Raw genomic sequence first — 22,032 nt, 5'->3', positions numbered from 1 at the left:
CCTTCCCTCTTGAACCCTGCTATGCTTGCTCCCATTCTAACCTTCCTCCTTACATCCGCCATCATCGTCGCCGCCGCGTACAAACTGGCCCAATACGCGGACATCATCGCCGTGCGCACCCGCTTTGGCGGCCTGCTCGTGGGCACAATCCTGCTCGCCGGGGCCACCTCCTTGCCCGAGTTCATCGCCTCCATCAGCGCGTTTCAGCAGGGCGTCCCCGACCTGGCTGCCGGCAATTTCCTGGGCAGCAACATGGTCAACATCGTTCTCCTGGCCCTCGTTGACCTGCTCAACCACCAGGTTCCCCTGTTGCGCTCCGTTGCCCTCACCCAAACCCTCACCGCCGTCATGGGTATCCTGCTGATGACGCTGGTGGCCATTTTCATGATGGGCAACCTGCCATTAACCATCGGCTGGGTGGGCGTAGACAGTTTGATTATCGTGGCCGTCTATTTCGGCGGCGTCTGGCTGGTGCAAAAGGAAGGGCAGTTGATCATCGCGGCTGGTGAGCCACCGGAGATCATCATCTCCCCCAGCTTTCCTTCGCTGCGCCGGGGCTTGCTAGGATTCACGGCGGCGGCGGGGGTGTTGGTGCTGGTCGTGCCGCAACTGGTGCAGGCCAGCACGACCATCGCCACGGAAACGGGCGTGGGAGCCACCTTTGTGGGCACGGCGCTGCTCAGCCTGGTCACGTCGCTGCCGGAACTGCTGGCGGCCTGGGCGGCGGTGCGCCTCGGCGCGCCAGAGTTGGCCGTGGGCAATCTGTTCGGTTCTTCCGTCTTCAATATGCTGGGGATGGGGGTGGCGGATTTCTTTTACACGCCCGGACGGTTATTGGGGGCCATTGACCCCAGTTTTGTGATGGTGGCGCTGTTGGGGGTGCTGCTCACTTGTCTGGCGGTGGTCGGCAATCTGGCGCGCCTGGAGCGCAAGCTGCTGATAGTCGAGGTGGATGCGTTGGTGATTATTGTGTGTTATCTTGCCGGCATGTACCTGCTCTATCTACGTGGCATCGGGGGGTAAATCAGGCAACCGATAGGCCAACAAGTGCGCGAAGGGCTGAAAGCCCAGCCGTTGATAGATGCGCCCGGCGCGCTCGTCGGCGGCGCTGAGGAAGGCGGCGACGACGCCGCGGGCAAAAGCCGCCGTGACGACGGCGCCGGTGAGGGCAGAGGCCAGGCCACGGCGGCGATAGGGGGGGATGGTGGCAATGCCGGCAATTTCCACCAACCCATCATATGGCTCCGAATAAGAAGCCACGCACACCGCCTCCTCCGCCCATCGCCCCAAAAACGTCGCGTTGTGCGTCAACAGTGGGCGAAATCGCTCCGCATCCTCATCGCTCACCGCCTCATCTCCCGCGCCAAAGCCACGCCGCTGCACCGTCACCACGCCGCGCACCAACGGCAGCGGCGCGTCCGGTCCAATTGGCACTATCGCCAGGTCCGCCACTGGTGGCGCAGCCCGCAATGTCTCCGGAGTACACACCATCAATGGATAACGCCCCTCCTGCGCATAACCGGCGGCGGCAAGCCGCGCCCCCAGTCGGGGCGCAAACGCCTCCACATACTCCAAACGAGGCACGCGCCCCCGCGCCGCGCAGGTTGCCCGCAGCGCCGCCAGCGCCCCTGCCGCATCTTCGGTCACGTTTCTATCAGGAATGGCGTAGTTGAAATGGGGAAGGGAATCCGGCGCGTGGTAGAAGAATGTGAATGCCGGCAGCGCCACAGCCTCATACTGCCGCGCCGCGCTATGTCGCAAATACCCTTGCAATCGCTCCACTTCCATCATATTGTGCTATTCAACTTCAGGGGTATGTGTACCAAGAGACCTTCCCGGAAGCTCGCTTGCCGTGCAGGCAAATCTCTCAGGTCCCGCTGCCCGGTGCGTCGCCTGACGGTGGAGCAGATTTGTTCAAACTCTTGTTTAACCACGCAACCAGATCGCGCATCAATGCCGGCACATCACCCGGCGGGGGCGGCGTGTCAATAACGGCTCCGGTAAGCGAATTCACTACATACCAGCGGATGGGACCGTGGCGACCTCAATCATCACCCAATTGCAGCACGGCCATGAACGCCTCTTGTGGCACTTCCACGTTGCCGCTCATCTTCATGCGCTTCTTACCCTTCTTTTACTTCTCTAGCAGCTTGCGCTTGCTTGTTCTTTCATCACAAAACGGCCGTTTCATGTCACAGCATGTCACAGCTCATGTCACAGCATGTCACAGCTCATTACAAGAGAACCCCAAGCCGGTAACGACGGTTTGGATCCGTTGACGCCCCACCGACTTCTACAATCAGTTGCTGTGCAAGCAAGTCTTTCAGGTCCCGCTGCAAGGTGCGTCGCGTAACGGTGGGGCAGATTTGTTCAAACTCTTGCACATTCATTGTCTCTCTGGCTAACAAGTAGCGCAGCGCCTCCACTTGTCGCCTGTTGAGTTGGCGCTCACGGGCTATCAGGTCTAGTTTAATGGCTTGCCTGCCTCTTTCCTTCACTTCGGTTAATTGAGTGACTAGCCCGGCGACGAAATACTCTAGCCATTGCGTCAAGTCCAAATTGGCTTCACGTACACTCTGCAGGGCAGCATAAAATGCGTCGCGGTCACGGTCGTAGTATTCGCTGATAGTAAACAGACGCTTGAAATCGTAGCCAGCACGGTAGAGATAGAGCGTGGAAAGCAATCGAGAGGTACGTCCATTACCATCTATAAAAGGATGGATATGCACTAATTGGAATTGGGCAATGCCACTAGCCAGGACCGGGTGCATTTGACCAGGATTGTTTAACCACGCAACCAGATCGCGCATCAATGCCGGCACATCACCCGGCGGGGGCGGCGTGTAAATAACGGTCCCGGTAAGCGAATTCACCACATAGTTCTGCACCAGGCGATATTTCCCTGGTTGCGCGCGTTCACCGCGCACGCCAGCAACCAGGCGTTTATGAATCTCGCGGATGAGACTTTCAGTAATGGGCGCGCCTGAGTCCAGGTAGTCCGAAACCAGATTGAACGCATCCCGATAGTTCAGCAACTCCCGCGCATCCTCGGGGTCCGCCTGGAGAACCGGGTACCCGGCCAGCAGTTGTTCGGCTTGCGACAGGGTCAAACGAGTGCCTTCAATGTGCGTTGTATGATGCGCTTCCAGCAGCAGCGCCCGCTTACTCATTTGGCGCACCCACTTCGGGGATAACTGGGCCGCTTCAAGAAAACCGCGCGCGCGTTCGACGTGAGCCAATCCCTGGATCATTCCATCAGTAATTGTGAAACGGGGATTCATGCATCAACCTTGTCTGGGACAAAGTCCTTCCTCGCGCGCATCCAAACCACTCCTTCAAACTGGCGATGCCATTCGCATCTTATTTCATCGCCAGTTCTTAGCGACCTCAATCATCACCCAATTGCAGCACGGCCATGAACGCCTCTTGTGGCACTTCTACGTTGCCGATCATCTTCATGCGCTTCTTGCCTTTCTTTTGCTTCTCCAGCAGTTTGCGCTTGCGGGTGATGTCACCGCCGTAGCATTTTGCCAGCACGTCCTTACGCAGCGCCTTCACGTTGGCGCGGCTGATGACGCGCTTGCCGGTAGCCGCCTGGATGGGCACTTCAAACAACTGGCGCGGAATGAGTTCCTTCAGCTTGGAGACCAGGCGCTGCCCCCGGTGATAGGCGCTGTCGCGGTGGACGATCATCGCCAGCGCGTCCACGGGCTGCTGGTTAACGAGGACGTCCAGCTTGACCAGATCGGCGGCGCGGTAGCCGGTAAACTCATAGTCCATGGAGGCGTAGCCGCGCGTGCTGCTCTTCAGTTTGTCGTAGAAGTCCACGATGATTTCCGCCAGGGGGGCGCGGAATTTGAGAATAACGCGGTTCGGAGCGGGATGCTCCTGCCCCACAAACTCGCCGCGCCGCTTCATCACCAGTTCCGTGACGACGCCGTAGTATTCGTCGGGGATGAAAATTTGCAAATCTACCCACGGCTCGCGGATTTCCTCAAACAAACCTTCCTCGGGAAGATCGGCGGGGCTTTCTACTACTTTCACGTCGCCCGTGCCGGCCATAACCACCTCGTAGCGTACGCTGGGAGCGGTGGCCACGATGTCCAGGTCGTATTCCCGCTCCAGCCGCTCCTGAATGATTTCCATATGGAAGAGGCCGAGGAAACCGCAGCGGAAGCCGAAATTGAGGGCGTTGGAGGTTTCCAACTCGTAGACGAGGGAGGCATCGTTGAGCTGTAACTTTTCCAGGGCTTCCTTCAAGTCCTGATAATCTTCGTTGTCGGCGGGGTAGAAGCCGGCGAAAACCATGGGCTTGACCATGCGGTAGCCGGGGAGTGGGGCGGCGGCGGGGTTGTCGCGCAAGGTGATGGTGTCGCCAACGCGGCATTCACGCACCGACTTGAGGCCGGTGGCGATGTAGCCCACTTCGCCCGCGGTTAGCTCGGTCACGGGGCGCATGTCGGGGCCAAAGATGCCGATTTCCAACGGTTCGGCGGTGACGCCGTTGGCCATCATCAATATCCAGTCGCGGTCGCAGATGACGCCTTCGACGACGCGGATGTAGGCGATGACGCCTTTGTAGGAATCGTAGTGGGAGTCAAAAATGAGGGCGCGGAAGGGGGTGTTGGGGCTGCCTTTGGGCGGGGGAACGCGCCGCACGATGGCCTCCAGCACACGCTCCACGTTTGTGCCCGTTTTGGCGCTGACGGGGATCACGTCTTCGGCGGGAATGCCGGTGAGGTTTTCGACTTCTTCGGCGACGTCGTCGGGGAGGGCTGCCGGCAAATCAATTTTATTGACGACGGGAACCAACTCCAGGTCAGCTTCCACCGCCAGGTACAGATTCGCCAGCGTTTGCGCCTCGATACCCTGAGTGGCATCGACGACCAGAATAGCCCCCTCGCACGCCTGAAGAGCGCGGCTGACCTCGTAGCCGAAATCTACGTGGCCGGGGGTGTCGATCAGGTTCATGACGTATTGTTTGCCATCGTGGGCGTCGTAGACCATGCGCACGGCGGACGCTTTGATGGTGACGCCCTTTTCCCGTTCGATGTCCATGGTATCCAGCATTTGCGCCTGCATTTCGCGGTCGGATACGGTTCCGGTTAGCTGGAGCAGGCGGTCCGCCAGGGTTGACTTGCCATGATCGATGTGAGCAACGATACAGAAATTGCGAATTCTTGATTGGTCCATGGGTGTGATTATACCAGAGGGGGTTTGTAAGTGGCGAGTGGCGAGTGGCGAGTGGCTCTGGGAGGAGGATAGTGACAACCTGGGTTTTTTGGGGCGATGTGGCGCGTGGTTATTGGGTAGGTTGTTCGCCGAGGATGAGATCGAGCTGTATTTCGGCCTGGTCGCGGTAGAGGGTGAGGGTGACGGTCTGGCCGACCTGGGTTTGTTCTTCCAGGTATTGGGCAAGGGCGTCCCAGTCGGTGACGGGCTGGTTGTCGATGGCGGTGATGATGTCGCCACCGACGAGGACGCGCCGGTTGCCGATGATGACTTGTTGTTGGGCGCCGTGGATGCCGGCATCTCTCGCCGGCCCCTGCTCATACAACTGCGCCACCAAAACCCCGCGCGACACCGGCAAATTCAACGCCTGCGCCAGTTCCGCGTCAATCGAATACCCCAACAACCCCAGCCACGGATGCGGATAATACCCCTTCTCCAGCAGAACAGGAATCACCCGCTTTACCGTACTCACGGGCACGGCAAAACCAATCCCCTCGGCATTTTGCTGCACCGCCGTGTTCACGCCAATAAGGCGACCACGCGAATCCAGCAGCGGCCCGCCGGAATTGCCCGGATTGATCGCCGCGTCCGTCTGAATCACATTGAACAGGGTGGTATTGTCCGACTGAAGGGGGCGACCGAGAGCGCTGATGATGCCCACGGTGAGGGTGCGGTCCAGGCCAAACGGGTTGCCAATAGCAATCGCCCGTTGCCCCACGCGCAAATCAGCCGCCTCGCCCAATTCCAGGGGGATCAACTCATCCGGGGACACGTCAATTTTGATAACGGCCAGGTCATTCGCGGGATCGGTTCCCACGACTTGTGCCGGCACTTTCGTCTGATCAGACAGCGTGACTTCGATGGAACTGGCCCCCTCCACCACATGATTGTTGGTCACAATGTGCCCTTCCTTGTCCATGACAAACCCCGACCCCGTGCCTTCACTGGGCATCGGGCCGAAAAAGAAGGACATTTGCACGACCTGGCTGGTAATATGCACCACCGAGGGACTCACGCGCTGATACAGATTCGTGATCAACTGTTCCTCCACATCCAGCGCCTGCAAATCCTGCTCCGAAAGCGGCGTTGGCGTGGCAACGATGACATAAGGCGTTTGCGTAGGTCCGGGCGAACCCACCTCCTGCGCCACCACGGTGACAACCACAGCCGTCGCCGGCGCGGCGGATGGGGACTGCAAATTGCAGGCCATTGCCGCCAAAAGCAGCAAGCCTGGCAACAAGAACAGATAACGATAACGGTGCATGGTATGGCCCATGTTATCCCTCCGATAAAGGGTGGTCCACCAATCAATACCCGTCCCGTCTGGGTCGCTCCGCATGGACCGAATGACAAGTGACCTGGCCTGTGTGAAACGGGAATGTCAACGTCAATCACAGTCATGCCCTAGTATAGTCCCGCCAGAAACAAAAGTGAAGGTAACTACGGATGCTCTTCGGAGATTGGACCCATTTCACGCGCTCAATGGCCATTTTCGCCAGAGAAGATTGGTCCAATCTGCCTGGCAGTTACAAGTGAAGTTGCATGAGATAAGGGATATATGAACAAATGCGCCCGCCGCCACTCCCGCGCCCCATTCGCCAACCACCCGTTACTCTGGTAACATTCCCCCCGGTCCACGCAAACAGAAGGCTCACAAACCGTGCACCTCAAACCTCAACCCTCATACCGCAAATCTGCCCATGCTCACGCACGATCCGCTGCAACCACACAGCCACGACCCCAATCCCCACCCACCCGGCGCGGATGCCGCATTCTGGTTCGTGCTGCCGGATGCTCCGCCAATTCGCCTGACGCCCGCCGACCTCCAGACCCTACCGCGCACAACATTGCCGGATTGCTACATCGTCAGCACCGGTCATGGTACGTCTGGACCTTTCGTTTTTGCCGGCACAACCCTATACAACCTCCTCACCCACTACCTCCCCCCTGGCAAAACCTGGTCACAAGTAGACATCATCAGCGGCGACAGCTTCGGCACACGCATCCTGGCGGCAGAAGTGATCGCCCCTGGCATCCACCGTCCCATCCTCCTCAGCGACACCATTGACGGCGCGCCCATGTCGCGGCAAAACGGCCTGGTGCGCCTCATCGTCCCCGGCGAGACCGACGACGCGCTGCGTCAGGTAAAATGGATAGCGCGCGTGGTCGTTCGTCCCTGACTGGCTCGTTTGACTTACGCCAATGGTCGCGGATAATTACCCTACTCTCGTGTTGTCTGGTATACATAAAAAAGCCGCACAATTTCATATTCGTCCGAGGAGGTTCAGGATGAAACGTTTGACCATTTCGCTGATCGCGCTGCTGGGTGGATTGCTGATTGCCGGCATTTCCACTCCCCCCACCACCGCCGCCGCCCCCACCCCCGCCAATCCCACGGCCCTCCCGTGCGACCCCCAAAACGGCATCCAGCCCAGCGGCGCCATCTACCGCATCTGTATGCCCCTGCCCAATCGCTACAATGGGCAGCTCATCATTTGGGCGCACGGCTACGTCAATCCTGACGAACCGCTGCACATTCCCGAAGACCAGCTTTGTCCCTTTGAAGACGGCCCTTGCATCAACGACATCGCCAACGTCCTCGGCTTCGGCTTCGCCACCACCAGCTACCGCAAAAACGGCCTGGCAATTAAAGAAGGCATCCAAGACATCCTGGAACTGATTGATCTTTACGCCGCGCAAGAAGGCACACCTGACCGCATCTTCCTCATAGGCGCGTCCGAAGGCGGCATCATTACGGCGTTGATGACGGAAAACTACCCGGACATCCTGGCAGGCGGGCTGTCCATGTGCGGCCCTATCGGGGACTTCTTCCAGCAAGTCAACTATTTCGGCGATTTCCGCGCCCTCTACACCTACTTCTATCCCGGCAACTTCCCGGTGATGCCTGTCGTCCCCTTCCCCCTTTACGTCTATGGCATGAACCACTTCGACGAATACTACGAGGCCAAATGGTGGCCGTCCATCATGGAAGGCGGCCCCTCCAAAATGTGGGAGTTGATTCAGACAGCCCAGATCCCCTATGATCCGATGGACTTTGACACCTCCATCGAACAATCCATCCACGACTTGTTCCGCTACAATGTCTACGCAGCTAACGACGCCGCGTACACGCTGGGCAGCTTTGCCAACCCCGCCCAGCCATTTGACAACATGGACCGCGTCTATTCCGGTTCACTGGACGACGCCACACTCAATGCGGAGATCGCCCGCGTGGCCGCGGACCCGGAGGCAGTGGCGGAAATCGAGGCGTACTACCAGACCTCCGGCGAGCTGCAAATCCCCCTGGTAACACTCCATACCACGCTCGATCAACAGGTTCCTTACTGGCATGAGACATTGTATCAGGCGAAAATTGACGCCGCCGGCAGCAACGATCACTACTTCCACATTGCCGTGGACCGGTACGAACATTGCAATTTTACGCCGGAGGAAGCGTTGCTGGCCTTCGCTAAAATGATCATCATGGCAAATGGAGACGCACCAACGATGGCGGAGTTGATGACGTTGTTGCCCAATCAGGCGGCTCAGGCTGATTGGCATCGGTTGGCCGAGCAGTATCAACTCCACCTGCGTTAGTCCGGCCAGATCGCTTGATTCAATTGACGCCACGAACAGGCTGCGGATAATTAACCTGTTCGTGGCTGTTCTTTCAGTTTGTTTCCCGATTGAGTTGGCGACAACTTCATAACATTTCAGCGAGGTGAATGCAGATGAAACGTTTCTCTTTCCTGGTTCTGGCTTTCCTCTTAGTTCTGGCGGGCGGCATGGTCGCGCGTCCGGCGGCGGCGGCGGGCGGCGCTTTCCATGGCGTTGCCGCCAACGTCAAACTGGCAAAACCTGTCGCCTTGGGCGGCGGGGGAATCAGCCAATGTGATCCTGACGGCACGCAAAACAGTGGCGCCATCTACCGTATTTGTATGCCACCCGCATGGCACTACAATGGTCAGCTCGTCGTCTGGGCGCACGGTTATGTGGACTTTACCAATCCCGTGGAAATCCCCGAAGACCAGTTGTGCATTGACGGGCTGTGCATCCCCACCGTGGCGAATCTGCTGGGCTATGGCTTTGCCACCACCAGCTACAGCGTCAATGGCCTGGCTGTGCTGCAAGGCATGGCGGACATTCTAGACCTGGTCAACATTTATACGGACCAGTATGGCGCACCTGAGCGTGTTTTCCTCATTGGCGCGTCCGAAGGGGGAATTATCACGACATTGCTTTCCGAACAACACCCGGATATTTTCAACGCGGGTCTGGCAATGTGCGGCCCTATTGGTGACTTTGGGCGGCAGATCAATTTCTTCGGCGATGTGCGCGTCATTTTCAACTACTTCTTCCCGGACCTGGGAGCGATGTTGGGCGATGATCCTACGAACATTCCGCCAGAAGTGATCGCGGACTGGGATAACATTTGGGCGCAAATGGAACCGGTTATTTTTGCGCCAGAGAATGCGGACAAGCTGGATCAATGGGTGAATGTGACCAACATGCCAAACGATCCCAATGATTACCTGGGTTCGCTGCACACGTCCGTGCATGATGGGCTGTGGTACAACGTTTTCGCTACCAACGATGCGAACGAGAAGTTGGGCGGCAACCCGTTTGATAACACCACGCGCCTTTATCGCGGATCAGATAATGACCTGTTGATGAATCTGTCCGTACAGCGGGTGGCGGCAGACGAGGCGGCCTTGATAGAGTTGGAGAATTATCAAACGACGGGGGATTTGCAGATTCCGTTGACGACGCTGCACACGCTGCAAGACCAGCAGGTGCCGTACTGGCATGAACCGCTCTACGGGCGCAAATTGGGCGTGGCCGGCAATCGTGACCAGCGGTTCAATATGCCCATTAACCGGTATGAGCATTGCAACTTTACGCCGGGCGAAGCGGTGGCGGCGTTTGCGATCACTATCTACCGCGCCAACCAGCAGCCGCTGGATGCCTCGTTGGTGGCGGCGCTGCTACCGGATCAGGCGGAAGTGGCGACTTATCAGCAGTGGTTTGCGCGTTTCCTCGACGGGCAATAGCTGCGGGTTGATTGACTGATTATGTGAATGGCGTGCCGGCATTTTCTTCCAAAATGCCGGCACGTTTGATCATCAATAATCCATCACGCCCGCTATCGCCGTCGCCGCATCCAACGGCTCCCCTTCCGCCCCCCCCCAACGCAGCCACAACAAAAACTCCACATTCCCATCCGCGCCCGTCACCGGTGAACGTACCAGGCCGGCGGGCGACCAGCCATGTTCCTCCGCCCAGGCCAGCATGTCCCGCAGCACCTGCCGATGCACCGCCACGTCCCGCACAATTCCCCCTTTGCCCACCTGCTCCCGCCCCGCCTCGAACTGCGGCTTGATCAAGGCCACGACATCGGCTTGCGGCGTTAACCACTGCCGCACTGCCGGCAAAATCAACCGCAGCGAAATAAACGACACATCAATCACCACCAGGCTGACCGGCTCCGGCAATGCCGGCACATACCGGGCATTCGTGCGTTCCATCACCACCACCCGCTCGTCCTGGCGCAGCTTCCAATCCAACTGCCCATACCCCACGTCCAGCGCATACACCCGCGCCGCCCCCGCCTGCAGCAGCACATCCGTAAAACCCCCCGTACACGCCCCCACATCCGCACACACCCGCCCCGTCACCGTCAGGCCAAATGCCGGCAGCGCCTCCGCCAACTTATATCCGCCGCGGCTGACGTAAGGCAGCGCCGCCGCCACCTCGATCACCGCATCTTCGCGCACGGCCATGCCCGGCTTATCCGCCGGTTCCCCATTGACGCGCACTTCGCCCGCCATAATGATGGCCTGCGCCTTGCTGCGCGTCTCCGCCAGCCCTCGCCGCACCAGCAGCTTATCCAGTCGTTCCTTGCCCTTGGACATGATTGTTCTCAAAACCAAAATGCCACGGCCTGTGGCCTATCAACCACCAGGAAACGTGGCCGACGTGCCCGTTTCAAGCCTCACTATCAAACTCCGCGGCTCGTCTTAAAGCCAGAAACAACTCTTTTAGCGGTTGACTGACGGCACTATCTGGTTCAGACAAAACGAGTTTTTGATACGATTCCAGAAATATCAGGCGGCGTCTATGAAACAAATGCAGAAAGTGACGTAAAAATCCCAGGCAATCCAAAATGACAAACTCGATCCCCCCATCTTGTTCTTCCTTCAGCAACAGCAGCTGACGAATTGTCTCCGCCAGCAAATCGGCCTCAGTTACCCTTCCCTGACAAACATCATCAAGGAGTTGAATTGTATCTTCGTACATTTAATGACCAACGGCGGCGCGAGTGCGACATTGATTGTGCGAAAGCCCGGAGTAAGGAAAGCCGTCGTCGAATTCACTGGCAAGGCATGCGCTGCGGCAAAAGGCCCGACATATTTCTCATCATACTCAGCCCGACCCGAAAAAGCGTCCGTATCACCAACCTCCGTATAGGGTTTGCGAATATCGACTTCTGGCCGATGAATTTTCGCCAACGCACACGTCATCAACATCCGCACTCCCGCCCGATTACTCAGACAACGCACCACATACGAGATTCTGTCACGGATTTCCGAGTTCAGGACAAGCGGCTGGTTGATGGATGCTCTAGCTCGGTGAAGAGCGTTCTCAAGTATCTTGTCTGGTGTTGCCATTGGTCTTTTTCCTGGTATTTCATTTCGGTATTAATTTCATAGTTCACCCAGAGTACTTCTGTTCTGCTTTGTTTATTGGCATTTGCGCCTGTATTCGTCGAATGTGCTTTTTTCGTGGGTGCTTCGACATACTTCCAATCACCATATAGTTCGTTCATTAAACGACTATGATAGCCTGATAAGGCGACTTTCCCTGCAACGTCATGCAATACTTCTGACAACTCACGATGCTCGCCGTCGGTCATTTCATAGGCATATGCATTTTTATCTGAGCGTGATTCATGAACATAGGGCGGGTCGCAATAAAACAGGGTCTCAGGACTATCAAATCTGCGTATCACTTCAATGGCCGGCGCATTTTCTATTTGGACTCTGAGCAGACGTTGCGCTATTTCCGCCAGGCCATCAACACTACCCAACCATCGAGACACGGCGCCAGCCATGCCGGCACGAGTTGTTAATTTGCAGTGAGCCCAGCGTCCTTCGCTTGCTGTTTGCGCCAGACCGGTTCTGACCTGCCGGGCGCGCACGAAAAACCGCCTCGCCCGCTCCAAATCCGTGATATTTGCCACGTCCCCTTTGATGGCAAATCTTAACTCTTCGCGGGAAAACGGGGTTAAACCAATCGCCTCTAGTAATTCCTCCTTTTGTTCACGCAGGACGCGGAAAAAGTTTACGACCTCCCCATCAATATCGTTGTAGGTTTCAACAGGCGCGGGTTTTCTGTTAATCAAGACTGCCGCTGATCCCCCAAATGGCTCACAATAATGCGTCGTCTCCGGCAACAAAGGGAGCAGCCAATCGAGATGGCTGTATTTACCGCCGTACCAACCAAATGCTATTTTCTTAGCAGCCATTACCTTGCCCTCGCACGAAAAACCAACGGTTCTTTTGTTTGCTACAGTTCAGTGGCTGTCCGCGGATCAATCGACGGAATTGTGCGGACACCTTCCGTCCATTAACGGATACGCCCCTCGCGTTTGCCTCTTATTCTCGCAGCCGCTGCAACCAGTCGGCGAAGGTGTCGGCCAGGGATTGGCGCAGGGGAATTTGTGGTTGCCAGCCGGTGTCTTGCCGTATTTTGGTGTAGTCGCCGTAGAGTCGGGGGGTGTCGGAGGGGCGCATTCGGGCGGGATCGTGGGTGATGGTGACGGGAATGCCGGCAATTTCCACCAATGTCCGCAGCAGCCAATCAATCGACACCGCCCGCCCAGAGCAAATCAGATAACATTCTCCGGGTCGCCCCCGCGCCATCAACGCCTCATACGCCCCCACCACATCCCGCACATCCGTAAAGTCCCGCTCCGCCGCCAGATTGCCCACAGCCAACGTCGCCGGCTGCCGGCCCAACTTAATCGCCGCCAACTGGCTGGCAAAATCCGGGGCGACAAAGCCCGGCGCCTGCCGCGGCCCAATATGGTTGAAGGGGCGCGCCTCGATAGCCGGCAGTTGATACCGTTCCCAATAAAGCCGTGTCAACTGCCCCGCGGCCCACTTGCTCACGCCGTAGGGATGGCGCGGCGCGATGGGCGTCAACTCGGTCAAGGGCAAATCCGCCGCCGCCACCGGGCCGTATACGTCGGCGCTGCTGACAACCAACACGCGCGGACGTCCGCCGGCCAGCGCCGCTTCCAAAATGTTGGCCGTGCCGCCGGCGTTGATCGCCAGAGTGCGCGCGGGGTCGCGCCAGCTCAGCGCCGGCGAGGCCTGACCCGCCAGATGGTAGATGATGTCTGGTTTGATGGCGGCCATCTGTTCTTGCAATGCCGGCAATTCCATCAAATCCCCCGTTATCACCGTCAACCGGGGATGTGCCGGCAATTCGTGCAAACTCGAAGCCGCGTGCATCAGCGCATAGACCTCATGATCCGCCGCCAACAGCGCATCTACCAGATGGGATCCCGCAAAACCCGTACCACCCGTCACAAAAACTCGCATAAACCCTCCTGTTTCGTTGCCACATTATACCTGCGCTGCCCCGACTTGACAGTTGCCAAATGCCCCAAACAGCCATTTCCACGGAGGCAATCCATACCCGCACTCGTCCGGCTCACACATATTTCCCCCTCGCCTGCCGCCAATTTACGTTTATAATGCAGTTGGCGACAGTTGTCGTCATTGACCCAAAGACTGCGTACGGGTGCGCGCATCTGCCTATTGTCAGGGACAGCAAAGCGTCGAACAAGAGTGACTATATGGAACCAGAAACGGACCCCCCGCCCAGCGAAGTCGTGCGGGCCGGGCTGGTCAACAGCGCCGCCACGCATATGCACGCCCTCTACCGTTTTGGCGATGGTGAGCGCGATAATGTTGTACCCGGCCTTGCCAACCTGGAATTGTTGGCGTTGGTGCGGGACAGCAGCAGCATCACGCCGCTGCGCGCGGCTTTCCTGCCGTTGTGGCAGCAGGTAGGGCATCGTCTACAGCAGCCATTAGCGGCGGCGACGCCGGCGTCATGGCAGCGGCACCTGGAACTCGACCCGCTGCTGGGCCATCGTCTGGCCCAATACGGTCGCTTGCTATGGGGTACGGCGGAACCATACCGGAACGGATCCGCTTCCGCGCGTTCCCAGGCGGCTTTTGCCGCGGATGTGGCCATGCAAGCATCCGAGGCGCTGACGGCGGCGGTTTTGTCGTCCACGGAAGCGCAGGAAGCGGTCCGTCGGCTGCGCGGGGTCGCTCGTTTTCTTGGCCATTCGCCGGATGGGGCAATGCCGGCACAACTCTTCGCCGCCATCCAAACCACCCTCTCCCCCCTGCTGCCGCTTAAGCCGGAGACCACGTCGCGCCCCCTGCTGCCGGATGCGCCCTCCCTGCTGCCCGAACTGCAAGCGATCTACGAAAAGGCGGACCGCCTGATTTTTGTGCTGCCGGAAATGCCGGCATCACGCTGGGAAAGCATCAACTGGCACGCCGTCGCCGACACCATCGCCGGCCAATGCGCCGGCTTGCAGCTTGCCACCCCCGCCCAGTTGCGCCTGGTCGTCAGCCATCAATACCCCGTACATTACACGCTGCGCAGCTACCGCCACATCTGGGGGCGAGATCTGCTGGCGGGTCTCTCCATCACGCGGCGGCGCTTGTGGCAGGACGCGGCACGCCTGCCCTCCCTGTTGGAGACCGTCGAGCTGCCGCAGAGCTACCTCTCCGCCACGGACGACGAATTGTCGCGGGTGATCCACGACTTCCAAAATAAGTTACTGAACGTGCAACTCCGCCACGAACTGCTGCTGCGCATGAAGATGGTGCGCCAGATCACGCCCCCACCTCCTTTACCCCCACGCACGGAGTCGGCTGCCCGGCGAATTGCCGGCATTTTCCAACACCTCAACTTCTGGGCCAACTTCTACACCGACCTCATGCGCCACGAACCCGCCGCATGACCGCCTGGACGCAAAGCTGGCGACGCACCCTCGCCGCCGCTCACTACGCACTGGCCGCGCGCTGGCTCCTGCTCAGCCTACTCCTCACCTGGCTCACGCCCCCCCCCCTCCTCGTCACCCCCGGCCCGCCCCAAACCGTCCACACCACCCACCCCATCCTCGGCGTCCACACCCGCCTCACCGACGAAGTGGAACCGTGGAAAATCCAGCGCAGTCTGCAAATGGCGCGCCAGATGGGCGCGGGTTGGATCGTCGAATTCTTTCCCTGGGCCTATTACCAGGGGCAGGATGGCCGAATCGCCTGGGAGCATCCCGATCTCGTCGTTAATCACGCCGTCGCCCAGGGGCTGACCATCGTCGCCCGCCTGGGGCTGGTCCCCGATTGGGCCAGGCCGCCGGACACGCCCCTGACATACCTGGAGCCAGACGCCTACGACGACTTCGCCGCCTTCGCCGCCGCTTTTGCCGCCCGCTATCGCGGCCAGGTGGATTACCTCATCGTGGGCAACGAACCGAACTTGAATTACGAGTGGGGGTATCGCCCAACCACGCCCCAAGATTATGTCGATCTTTTGCGCGTCGTTTATCCGGCGGTCAAGGCGGCCAACCCAGACATGACCATCCTGGCGGGCGCGCTGGCCCCCACGCTAGAGCCAGCCGGCTCCCCCTGGGGCACAAACGACCTGGTGTATCTGGCCGCCATCTACGAAGCGGGTGCCGCCGCCTATTTCGACGGCCTGGCCGTCCACAGCTATGGCCTCACTTTTCCCGCGGAAGCGGAACCGGCGCCGGACATCCTCAACTTCCGCCGCGTGGAACTGGTTCGCGCCATCATGGAGCAGTATGGCGACGACGAAACGGGCATCTACATCACCGAAAGCGGCTGGAACGACCATCCCCGCTGGACGCTGGCGGTCCGTCCCGGTCAGCGCATTGCTTATACGCTGGACGCCATCCGTTACGCTGAAGCCAACTGGCCCTATGTACGGCTGCTGGCGCTCTGGGCTTTCCGCTACCCGGCTCCTACCAAAAGCTACCCCGACTACTTCACCCTGGTTACGCCGGCGTTCGTGCCCAGACCCATCTACAACGAGCTAAAGTCGTTTACGGGCAACTGAAAAGAAAAAGTGCGTCGCGCCCACGCAGGCGCGACGCACTTCCGTTCTCGGCATGGATGCCTGGGACGGGTATTAGTCGGTGGGTGAGGGGATTTCGCGGAGAATGCCGGCATTTTCCGCCCCCGCCAACCCCTCACGCACAATCCGCCACAACGCCAACACAACAGGCACAAGAGAGGCCGTCCACAGCACGTAAGCCGTCCCGTGCAGCACACCCTGGTAATCGCTGAGAAAAATGCTGGCCCATAGGAACAAGCCACCCAGGTTTGTCATGATCAGGCTGAACCAACTGCCGCCCAGTTTGGCCGGCTGTTGCGGCAAAAACATGCGCGAGAAAAAGTAAGGCATGAAAGCATAACCAAATTGCAACACCCAGCCGTAGATGAGGGCCTGCGGCGCATTCTGCTCAATGCCCGCGCCGGGGAAACCGGGCACGCCCAGGATAATCAGGGGAGCCGTCAGGACGGGAACCAAAATCCAGACATAGGCCACGACCAGATGCCAGACCCCCGGCCGAGACCAAACCGCTCTGTCCCCCCAAAGGGGCTTGATCACGTTCAGCAGCAGCCAGATCGTCCCCGTCAGGAACATGATGATGCCCGGCGCGGAAAACAGATTGGACTTGACCCAGGGGCCAATGATCAGTCCCAAGGCGCCAACGGTCAACAGCCAGAAGATGGGCGTGACGGAACGAGGCCATGCCAACGGGCGCTTAAACCATGTCGTGTACATGTCTATCAACAGTCCGGCAAACACCAGTGTGAGGAAGCCCCAGTTGTTGGCGTGAATATGTACCTCGACCGGCGTCTTGATTTTTAGCCAATCGCTCCAGCCCAGCCACAAACCGGTGCCGACGATGATGCCGACGAGGAAGTAGCTCAGCCCGGCGATATAGAATTTGCGCGCGATGGGGGAAGGGTTGCCGGCATTTGCCGGCATCTCATCAGTTTTCAACGAACGTAGCGCTCGCAGATGAACGATCATCAGCACCGTAGCAATAAATACAAGCGTTCCCCCGACCAAAATCAATCCCTGATTGATGATGGGAATCGCCACCAGCAGCGTCAACAACCCCGTATTCAGGAAAAGCCACACATCCCAGCGGAACTTCGGGCGCGGTAGTCCGGCACGCATCGCTACCAATGCCGGCAGCAAACCATACACCGTCTCCGTAATAGCTCCCAGCGTAATCAAGTGGACTCGCAGCCAGCGCAGTCCATTGAACCAGGGCAAAAGCGTATAACTGGCGAATGCGGCATCCGCCGCCATCAGGGCCGCCAGCGCCACAAACAAAGCCGTCATCAAGAAATACAAATTCATTACCGACACTCCTCTATGTCATTATTATGCGATTGCTTTGGGTACGCCCACCAGCACGGCAGGGAGCAGACCACTCGTCTGACGGAGAGAGCATAGCAGGTCGGCTGCGGATAATCGCCGACTTTTGTCGGATTCTGTGTTGAAATGTAACGGCTAAGGAGGGGAAATTAAACAAGACAACGAAGTTGTTTCCTTACCGCGCCTTCAAACGGGCAATGTAGTTTCGTAACTTATTTCATCGCCAGTCCTAAATGGCTGTCCCGGACAGTGGCTATCATGGATAGTGGCTATCATAGATAGTGGCTTTCATGAATAGCTTGTCAGTAACCGTCCGCAAAAAGTGTGACGTTATTTCCGCCGGTTACTAAGCCAGATTGGACCCATTTCACGCGAGAGAAAATTGGTCCAATCGGGCCTGGCGGTTACCCGCAATTCACATTTGGATGCGCCCTCAACTGGCGATGTCCGCCAAAGAGGCTCGATCCAGCACGCGAATCTGATGACGATCCGCGGCAATGAGGCCATCACTTTCCAGCGTCCGCAGCGCCCGCTGCACCACATCCGGCACGGTGCCCAGCCGGGCCGCCAGTTCCGCCTGCGTATACCAGCGGGGGCGGTCCAGCACGTCGCCCACGGCGTCTTCCAGCAGCAGCCGCGCCAGACGACCAACGACCGGGCGCAAGGAAAGGTCCGTAATCAGCGACACGAGATAGAGCATTCTCTCGGCCATCTTCGTGATCACGTGCTGCGCGAATTCCGGTCTTTCCGCGAACAAACGGGTCAAAACCGCCCGTTGTATGAGCCAGATACCCGCCGGTTCCAGGGCAATCGCCGTCGCCGGATTCATCTGATTGGCAAATACGCCAATCTCGTTGAATGTCTCCCCCGGCTCCAGGAAACGCAGGATTTGTTCACGCCCGCTGGCGGACGTTTTCACAACTTTGAGCCAGCCATATTGCAGATAGTAAAGGCCGGAATGGGTGTCCCCTTCGAATACGACCACCTCGCCTGCTTCATACTCGCGCCAGCGCGAGGCTTGCGCCAGTTCCCGCAAGGTCGGCTGATCCAGTTCGGCAAAGAGGGATATGCCGGTTAGTTGTTGTATGATCTGTGTCAGAGGGGGACGATGGGTCATAACGGGGAGTGATTATAACGGGAGAGCGGCTGGAGGGCGATGATGATCAGGTGATTGCCTTTGTGTATGATGATGGGGGGGAATGTGCCGGCATTTTTCGACAACACCCCCCGCCTACACGAAAGAGAGCGCGGCCATTCAGTTGGTGGCAATTCCTGTTCGGACGCATAAAGGTGACGAAGATGGATAGTCCAAAGTCGATTTTGGGCGAACCCTAAGGAATTGGCCCCAGAAGCCATTCATATTGGGAATTGCCGGCAACTTTGTTTTCGTTTGCGCGCCTGCTAGAATGCGTAGTTAGCGTTTCGCGCGGATCTGGCAACGGGTTGGATGCGTCTGGGCTTGCTTGTTTTGTTGTTGCCGGCATTTCCCCTTTCGCCGCCTATTGTCTTGTCAACCACCATGTGATGGATTTCCACATCCTCCTGAAAGCTGTTTATGAGTAACTGCTAAGCCAGATTAGACCAATTTCACCAGAGAGCGTCAGTAGTTACGTTTTTGCAACAACTTTGGCCTGAGAGCGAGCTTCCCGGAAGGTTTGTGGGATAACAAAATCCATCATTTCATGCGTGACAGGACACTATCTTGATTGGATAAACCATCATGAGCATCGCTTCCCCCCATCATCCCGGCCAAATTGTCTTGTTTGGCTCTGGCGAGACGCTGCCATCCAGCGGCAAAACACATGAATACACCGCCCGACAGTTACCGGCGTCGCCGCGCATTGCCATTTTGGAGACCCCCGCGGGATTTGAGCCGAATTCAGACCGCGTTGCCGGCAAAATCGCGGAATTCCTGGCGCGACGACTGCAAAACTACCGCCCCGACATCCAGGTGCTGCCCGCCCGCAAGCGCGGCACACCCTTCAGCCCCGACACGCCAAACATCGTCGCCCCCATCCTGCACGCCAATTGGCTCCTCCTGGGACCGGGCAGCCCCTCCTACGCCGCCCGCCAACTCCGCGACACCCTCGCGCTGCACATGATCCAGGCCCGCCACCACCTGGGCGCTACCCTGATGCTCTCCAGTTCCGCCACCCTGGCCTTCAGCACCCTCACCATGCCCGTCTACGAAATCTACAAAGTCGGCGAGGATTTACACTGGAAGCCAGGACTGGATTACTTCCGCCAGTTTGGTTGGCCCCTGATCATCATCCCCCATTGGGACAACAGCGACGGCGGCGAAGAACTGGACACAAGCCGCTGCTACATGGGGCGGGCACGTTTCCAGCAACTGCGCGACATGCTCCCGCCGGGGCTTACCATCCTCGGCCTGGACGAACACACGTCGCTGATCATGGACTTGAAGGCCGGCAAGGGGCTGGTGATGGGCGCGGGGCGGGCGATCATTTTGCGCAGCGACGAAGCCGACGAATCCGCCGCCGTGTTCCGCTCCGGGGCGGAATTCCCGCTGCACCTGCTGGGGGACGTGCGTGAGCCGCAAGCGGGCGCCGGCGTGCCCGCGTCCGTGTGGGCGCAGGCACTGGCGGCGCAGGCGGAGATAGAGGCCGCCGCGCAGCAAACGCCGCAACCTCCGCCGCGTGTGCTGGCGCTGCTGGCGGAGCGCAACACAGCCCGCAAACAGCGCCATTGGCGGCGGGCCGACGAACTGCGCGATGAGATTCTGGCTTTGGGGTGGCAGGTGATGGATACGCCTGCCGGCACGGAACTGGCCCCGCAACCCAATTGATAGCTCACAGACCGACCTGGTTTACGTCCCGGCCAGTTGGAATGTCTGCCCGCCGCGGAACGAAACGGGCTGCCCGTGGTGGTAGCGCGTGACCGCGCCGGGACCATACACCTGCCAGGAGCCTGCCGGCCCATCGTTGATCATGCCCACGCGCTCGTCGATGCCCATGAGCGTGACGCCGGGCAGTTGCCGCGCCAGGTCGGCGGCCCAACGCCGACCAAAGGTGTTGTGGTGCGGCAGGACGCAGGCGGCGGGGACCAGCCCCAGGCCGGTTTCGACCTGGCCGCGCCCCGGGTCGTAGTAATGTTCGCAGAGGACCATCGCGCCCGCGCTGCTGCCGGCAATCACGCCCCCCGCCCGGTATACCATCACCATCGCCTGCCACGCCTGGCTGCCCGCCAGCGTCCGCTCCAGGTAATGAGGAAAACCCCCCAGCAAGTAGATCAGGCGAGCGCGGCGCACGGCGTCCACCACATCGGTGGCATTGGCGGAAGTGGCGTCCAGCAGCGGAACCACGCTGACCGCCCGCACGCCCAGGCCCGCAAACCAGCGTCTCCCGTTCTCGCCCGCCCGCGCGTGGTTGTTGTCCGGGGCCGCTGCCGTGGGGATGATGGCGATGGGGGCGTCTGGTCCGCCCGCCAGCGTGATCGCTCGCCGGTCGGCGACGGCCATATCGCCGCCAAACTCCGCGCCGCCTGCCAGAAGAAGGTACCCGTTCATGTTCTCATCCAATCGCAACATATCCTGCCTGTTGTTTTGCCGGCATCAGTCAGACAAAAAAAGGCGCGCCGCGGGGCGCGCCTTGAGTGGAGATGGTGGGAATCGAACCCACGTCCGAAAAATTCGATCTGCTGCACGTCTACAAGCTTAGTCCGCCTACTTGATTTTCACTGAAGCGGCCCCGGCGAACAGGGTCGGACCTCAGCTAACCGATGACTCCCGAAAGAGTCGCTTAGCCGCCGCTATCGGTGTCGCGGAGGCGCACGTTGGCTATTATGACGCCCACATCTCTTCCGGCCAACGAGCAGTTGAGGTGGACGTGGTCACCTTCTTGGCGACCGGCGCTTTAGGTTAGCTTACGCAGCCAACGGAAGAGCGCTGTAGTTAGGAGTGCGGTTGGCACTTCTTGTGTGCTTCCAGTTTTACGAGGTGTAAAGCGTGCTCGGCTTGCAGTCCAGGACCAGCCTTCCCCGTCGAAGCCTGTCATCCCCAGACATCAAAATTATACAACAAATGGCGATGACAAGCGAGTAACTTCCGTTGGTCGAGTGCGCGGGGTTCTTGTTGACACCGTCATTTTGTCGGGCGCATACTGTTCCGCGCCAGGGCGCTTCGCGCCCCGCACGGGGAAATTTTCGGGGTTTTTCAGTTTTCGGGGTCTTTTTGACCCCAAAAACTGAAAAACCCCACTTTCCCTGGCGTCGCCAGGCGCGCAGCGCCGCGGCGACGCCCTCGACTCGGGCGGAAACAACTTGTGTTCCCCATAT

At 58.9% G+C, this 22,032-nt stretch carries 17 protein-coding genes, 1 other RNA gene and 2 pseudogenes; 7 read left to right on the top strand and 13 right to left on the bottom strand.

The annotated features are described in order from the left end of the window. Window positions 1–21 precede the first annotated feature (21 nt). A complete protein-coding gene (locus H6650_04940) occupies window positions 22–1,023 on the top strand; it encodes a hypothetical protein (GenBank protein MCB8951341.1) in 1,002 nt (333 codons plus the stop codon). Here the strand turns inward: H6650_04940 and H6650_04935 are convergent. From H6650_04935 to H6650_04915, 5 genes and pseudogenes are all read right to left on the bottom strand, one after another. Further along, the gene (locus H6650_04935) at window positions 1,003–1,791 is read right to left on the bottom strand and encodes a GNAT family N-acetyltransferase (GenBank protein ID MCB8951340.1); all 789 of its coding nucleotides are present in this window, start codon (window positions 1,789–1,791) and stop codon (window positions 1,003–1,005) included. The genes H6650_04940 and H6650_04935 overlap by 21 nt on opposite strands. A gap of 253 nt (window positions 1,792–2,044) precedes the next feature. Next, window positions 2,045–2,191, bottom strand: a pseudogene (locus tag H6650_04930) (hypothetical protein). A 43-nt stretch (window positions 2,192–2,234) separates the two neighbouring features. After that, complete coding sequence (locus H6650_04925) at window positions 2,235–3,281, bottom strand: Fic family protein (GenBank protein MCB8951339.1); 1,047 nt, start codon at window positions 3,279–3,281, stop codon at window positions 2,235–2,237. 106 nt (window positions 3,282–3,387) lie between these two features. Further along, window positions 3,388–5,193, bottom strand: a complete 1,806-nt coding sequence (gene lepA, locus H6650_04920; protein ID MCB8951338.1) for an elongation factor 4 — start codon at window positions 5,191–5,193, stop codon at window positions 3,388–3,390. 109 nt (window positions 5,194–5,302) lie between these two features. Then, window positions 5,303–6,508 carry a trypsin-like peptidase domain-containing protein gene (locus tag H6650_04915; protein ID MCB8951337.1) on the bottom strand — a complete coding sequence of 402 codons (1,206 nt, stop codon included), beginning with the start codon at window positions 6,506–6,508 and terminating at the stop codon, window positions 5,303–5,305. A gap of 424 nt (window positions 6,509–6,932) precedes the next feature. Between H6650_04915 and H6650_04910 the strand changes: the two genes are divergently transcribed. The 3 genes from H6650_04910 to H6650_04900 all read left to right on the top strand — a co-directional run bounded on the left by H6650_04910 (window position 6,933) and on the right by H6650_04900 (window position 10,283). Then, the gene (locus H6650_04910; GenBank protein MCB8951336.1) at window positions 6,933–7,412 is read left to right on the top strand and encodes a molybdopterin-dependent oxidoreductase; all 480 of its coding nucleotides are present in this window, start codon (window positions 6,933–6,935) and stop codon (window positions 7,410–7,412) included. Between the two features lie 109 nt (window positions 7,413–7,521). Continuing rightward, complete coding sequence (locus H6650_04905; GenBank protein MCB8951335.1) at window positions 7,522–8,829, top strand: hypothetical protein; 1,308 nt, start codon at window positions 7,522–7,524, stop codon at window positions 8,827–8,829. 134 nt (window positions 8,830–8,963) lie between these two features. Beyond that, entirely contained in the window at window positions 8,964–10,283 is a 1,320-nt protein-coding gene (locus H6650_04900; GenBank protein MCB8951334.1) for a prolyl oligopeptidase family serine peptidase, read from the top strand. Between the two features lie 72 nt (window positions 10,284–10,355). Here H6650_04900 and H6650_04895 read toward each other — a convergent pair whose 3' ends face one another. The 4 genes and pseudogenes from H6650_04895 to H6650_04880 form a co-directional block, all read right to left on the bottom strand. Next, window positions 10,356–11,144: a TlyA family RNA methyltransferase gene (locus H6650_04895; protein ID MCB8951333.1), complete on the bottom strand. Its 789-nt coding sequence runs from the start codon at window positions 11,142–11,144 to the stop codon at window positions 10,356–10,358. Between the two features lie 73 nt (window positions 11,145–11,217). Then, window positions 11,218–11,900: pseudogene (locus H6650_04890) on the bottom strand (hypothetical protein). Then, a complete protein-coding gene (locus H6650_04885) occupies window positions 11,825–12,757 on the bottom strand; it encodes a DNA adenine methylase (protein MCB8951332.1) in 933 nt (310 codons plus the stop codon). The pseudogene H6650_04890 and the gene H6650_04885 overlap by 76 nt, the downstream one beginning before the upstream one ends. Before the next feature lie 130 nt (window positions 12,758–12,887). Continuing rightward, window positions 12,888–13,838 (bottom strand): GDP-mannose 4,6-dehydratase, encoded by a 951-nt coding sequence (locus H6650_04880; GenBank protein MCB8951331.1) that lies wholly within the window; start codon window positions 13,836–13,838, stop codon window positions 12,888–12,890. A gap of 257 nt (window positions 13,839–14,095) precedes the next feature. On the opposite strand from H6650_04880, the gene H6650_04875 reads away from it, so the two are divergent. Further along, the gene (locus H6650_04875; GenBank protein MCB8951330.1) at window positions 14,096–15,283 is read left to right on the top strand and encodes a hypothetical protein; all 1,188 of its coding nucleotides are present in this window, start codon (window positions 14,096–14,098) and stop codon (window positions 15,281–15,283) included. Beyond that, entirely contained in the window at window positions 15,280–16,401 is a 1,122-nt protein-coding gene (locus H6650_04870) for a hypothetical protein (protein MCB8951329.1), read from the top strand. Before H6650_04875 ends, H6650_04870 begins: the two co-directional genes overlap by 4 nt. A gap of 72 nt (window positions 16,402–16,473) precedes the next feature. Here H6650_04870 and H6650_04865 read toward each other — a convergent pair whose 3' ends face one another. Further along, window positions 16,474–17,721 (bottom strand): hypothetical protein, encoded by a 1,248-nt coding sequence (locus H6650_04865; protein ID MCB8951328.1) that lies wholly within the window; start codon window positions 17,719–17,721, stop codon window positions 16,474–16,476. A gap of 451 nt (window positions 17,722–18,172) precedes the next feature. Next, the gene (locus tag H6650_04860) at window positions 18,173–18,856 is read right to left on the bottom strand and encodes a Crp/Fnr family transcriptional regulator (GenBank protein ID MCB8951327.1); all 684 of its coding nucleotides are present in this window, start codon (window positions 18,854–18,856) and stop codon (window positions 18,173–18,175) included. A 603-nt stretch (window positions 18,857–19,459) separates the two neighbouring features. On the opposite strand from H6650_04860, the gene H6650_04855 reads away from it, so the two are divergent. Then, window positions 19,460–20,545, top strand: a complete 1,086-nt coding sequence (locus tag H6650_04855) for a cysteinyl-tRNA synthetase (protein ID MCB8951326.1) — start codon at window positions 19,460–19,462, stop codon at window positions 20,543–20,545. A gap of 21 nt (window positions 20,546–20,566) precedes the next feature. On the opposite strand, the gene H6650_04850 is transcribed toward H6650_04855, so the two are convergent. Both H6650_04850 and ssrA read right to left on the bottom strand, forming a co-directional pair. Continuing rightward, complete coding sequence (locus H6650_04850; protein ID MCB8951325.1) at window positions 20,567–21,265, bottom strand: Type 1 glutamine amidotransferase-like domain-containing protein; 699 nt, start codon at window positions 21,263–21,265, stop codon at window positions 20,567–20,569. Window positions 21,266–21,349: 84 nt separating this feature from the next. Continuing rightward, window positions 21,350–21,756, bottom strand: a transfer-messenger RNA (tmRNA) gene (gene ssrA / locus H6650_04845). Window positions 21,757–22,032 lie beyond the last annotated feature (276 nt).

The sequence above is a fragment of the Ardenticatenales bacterium genome (genome assembly GCA_020634515.1).
GTDB lineage: Bacteria > Chloroflexota > Anaerolineae > Promineifilales > Promineifilaceae > JAGVTM01.
The sequence above is the reverse complement of the archived record's forward strand: the minus strand, read 5'-3'. Positions and strand labels throughout refer to the sequence as shown.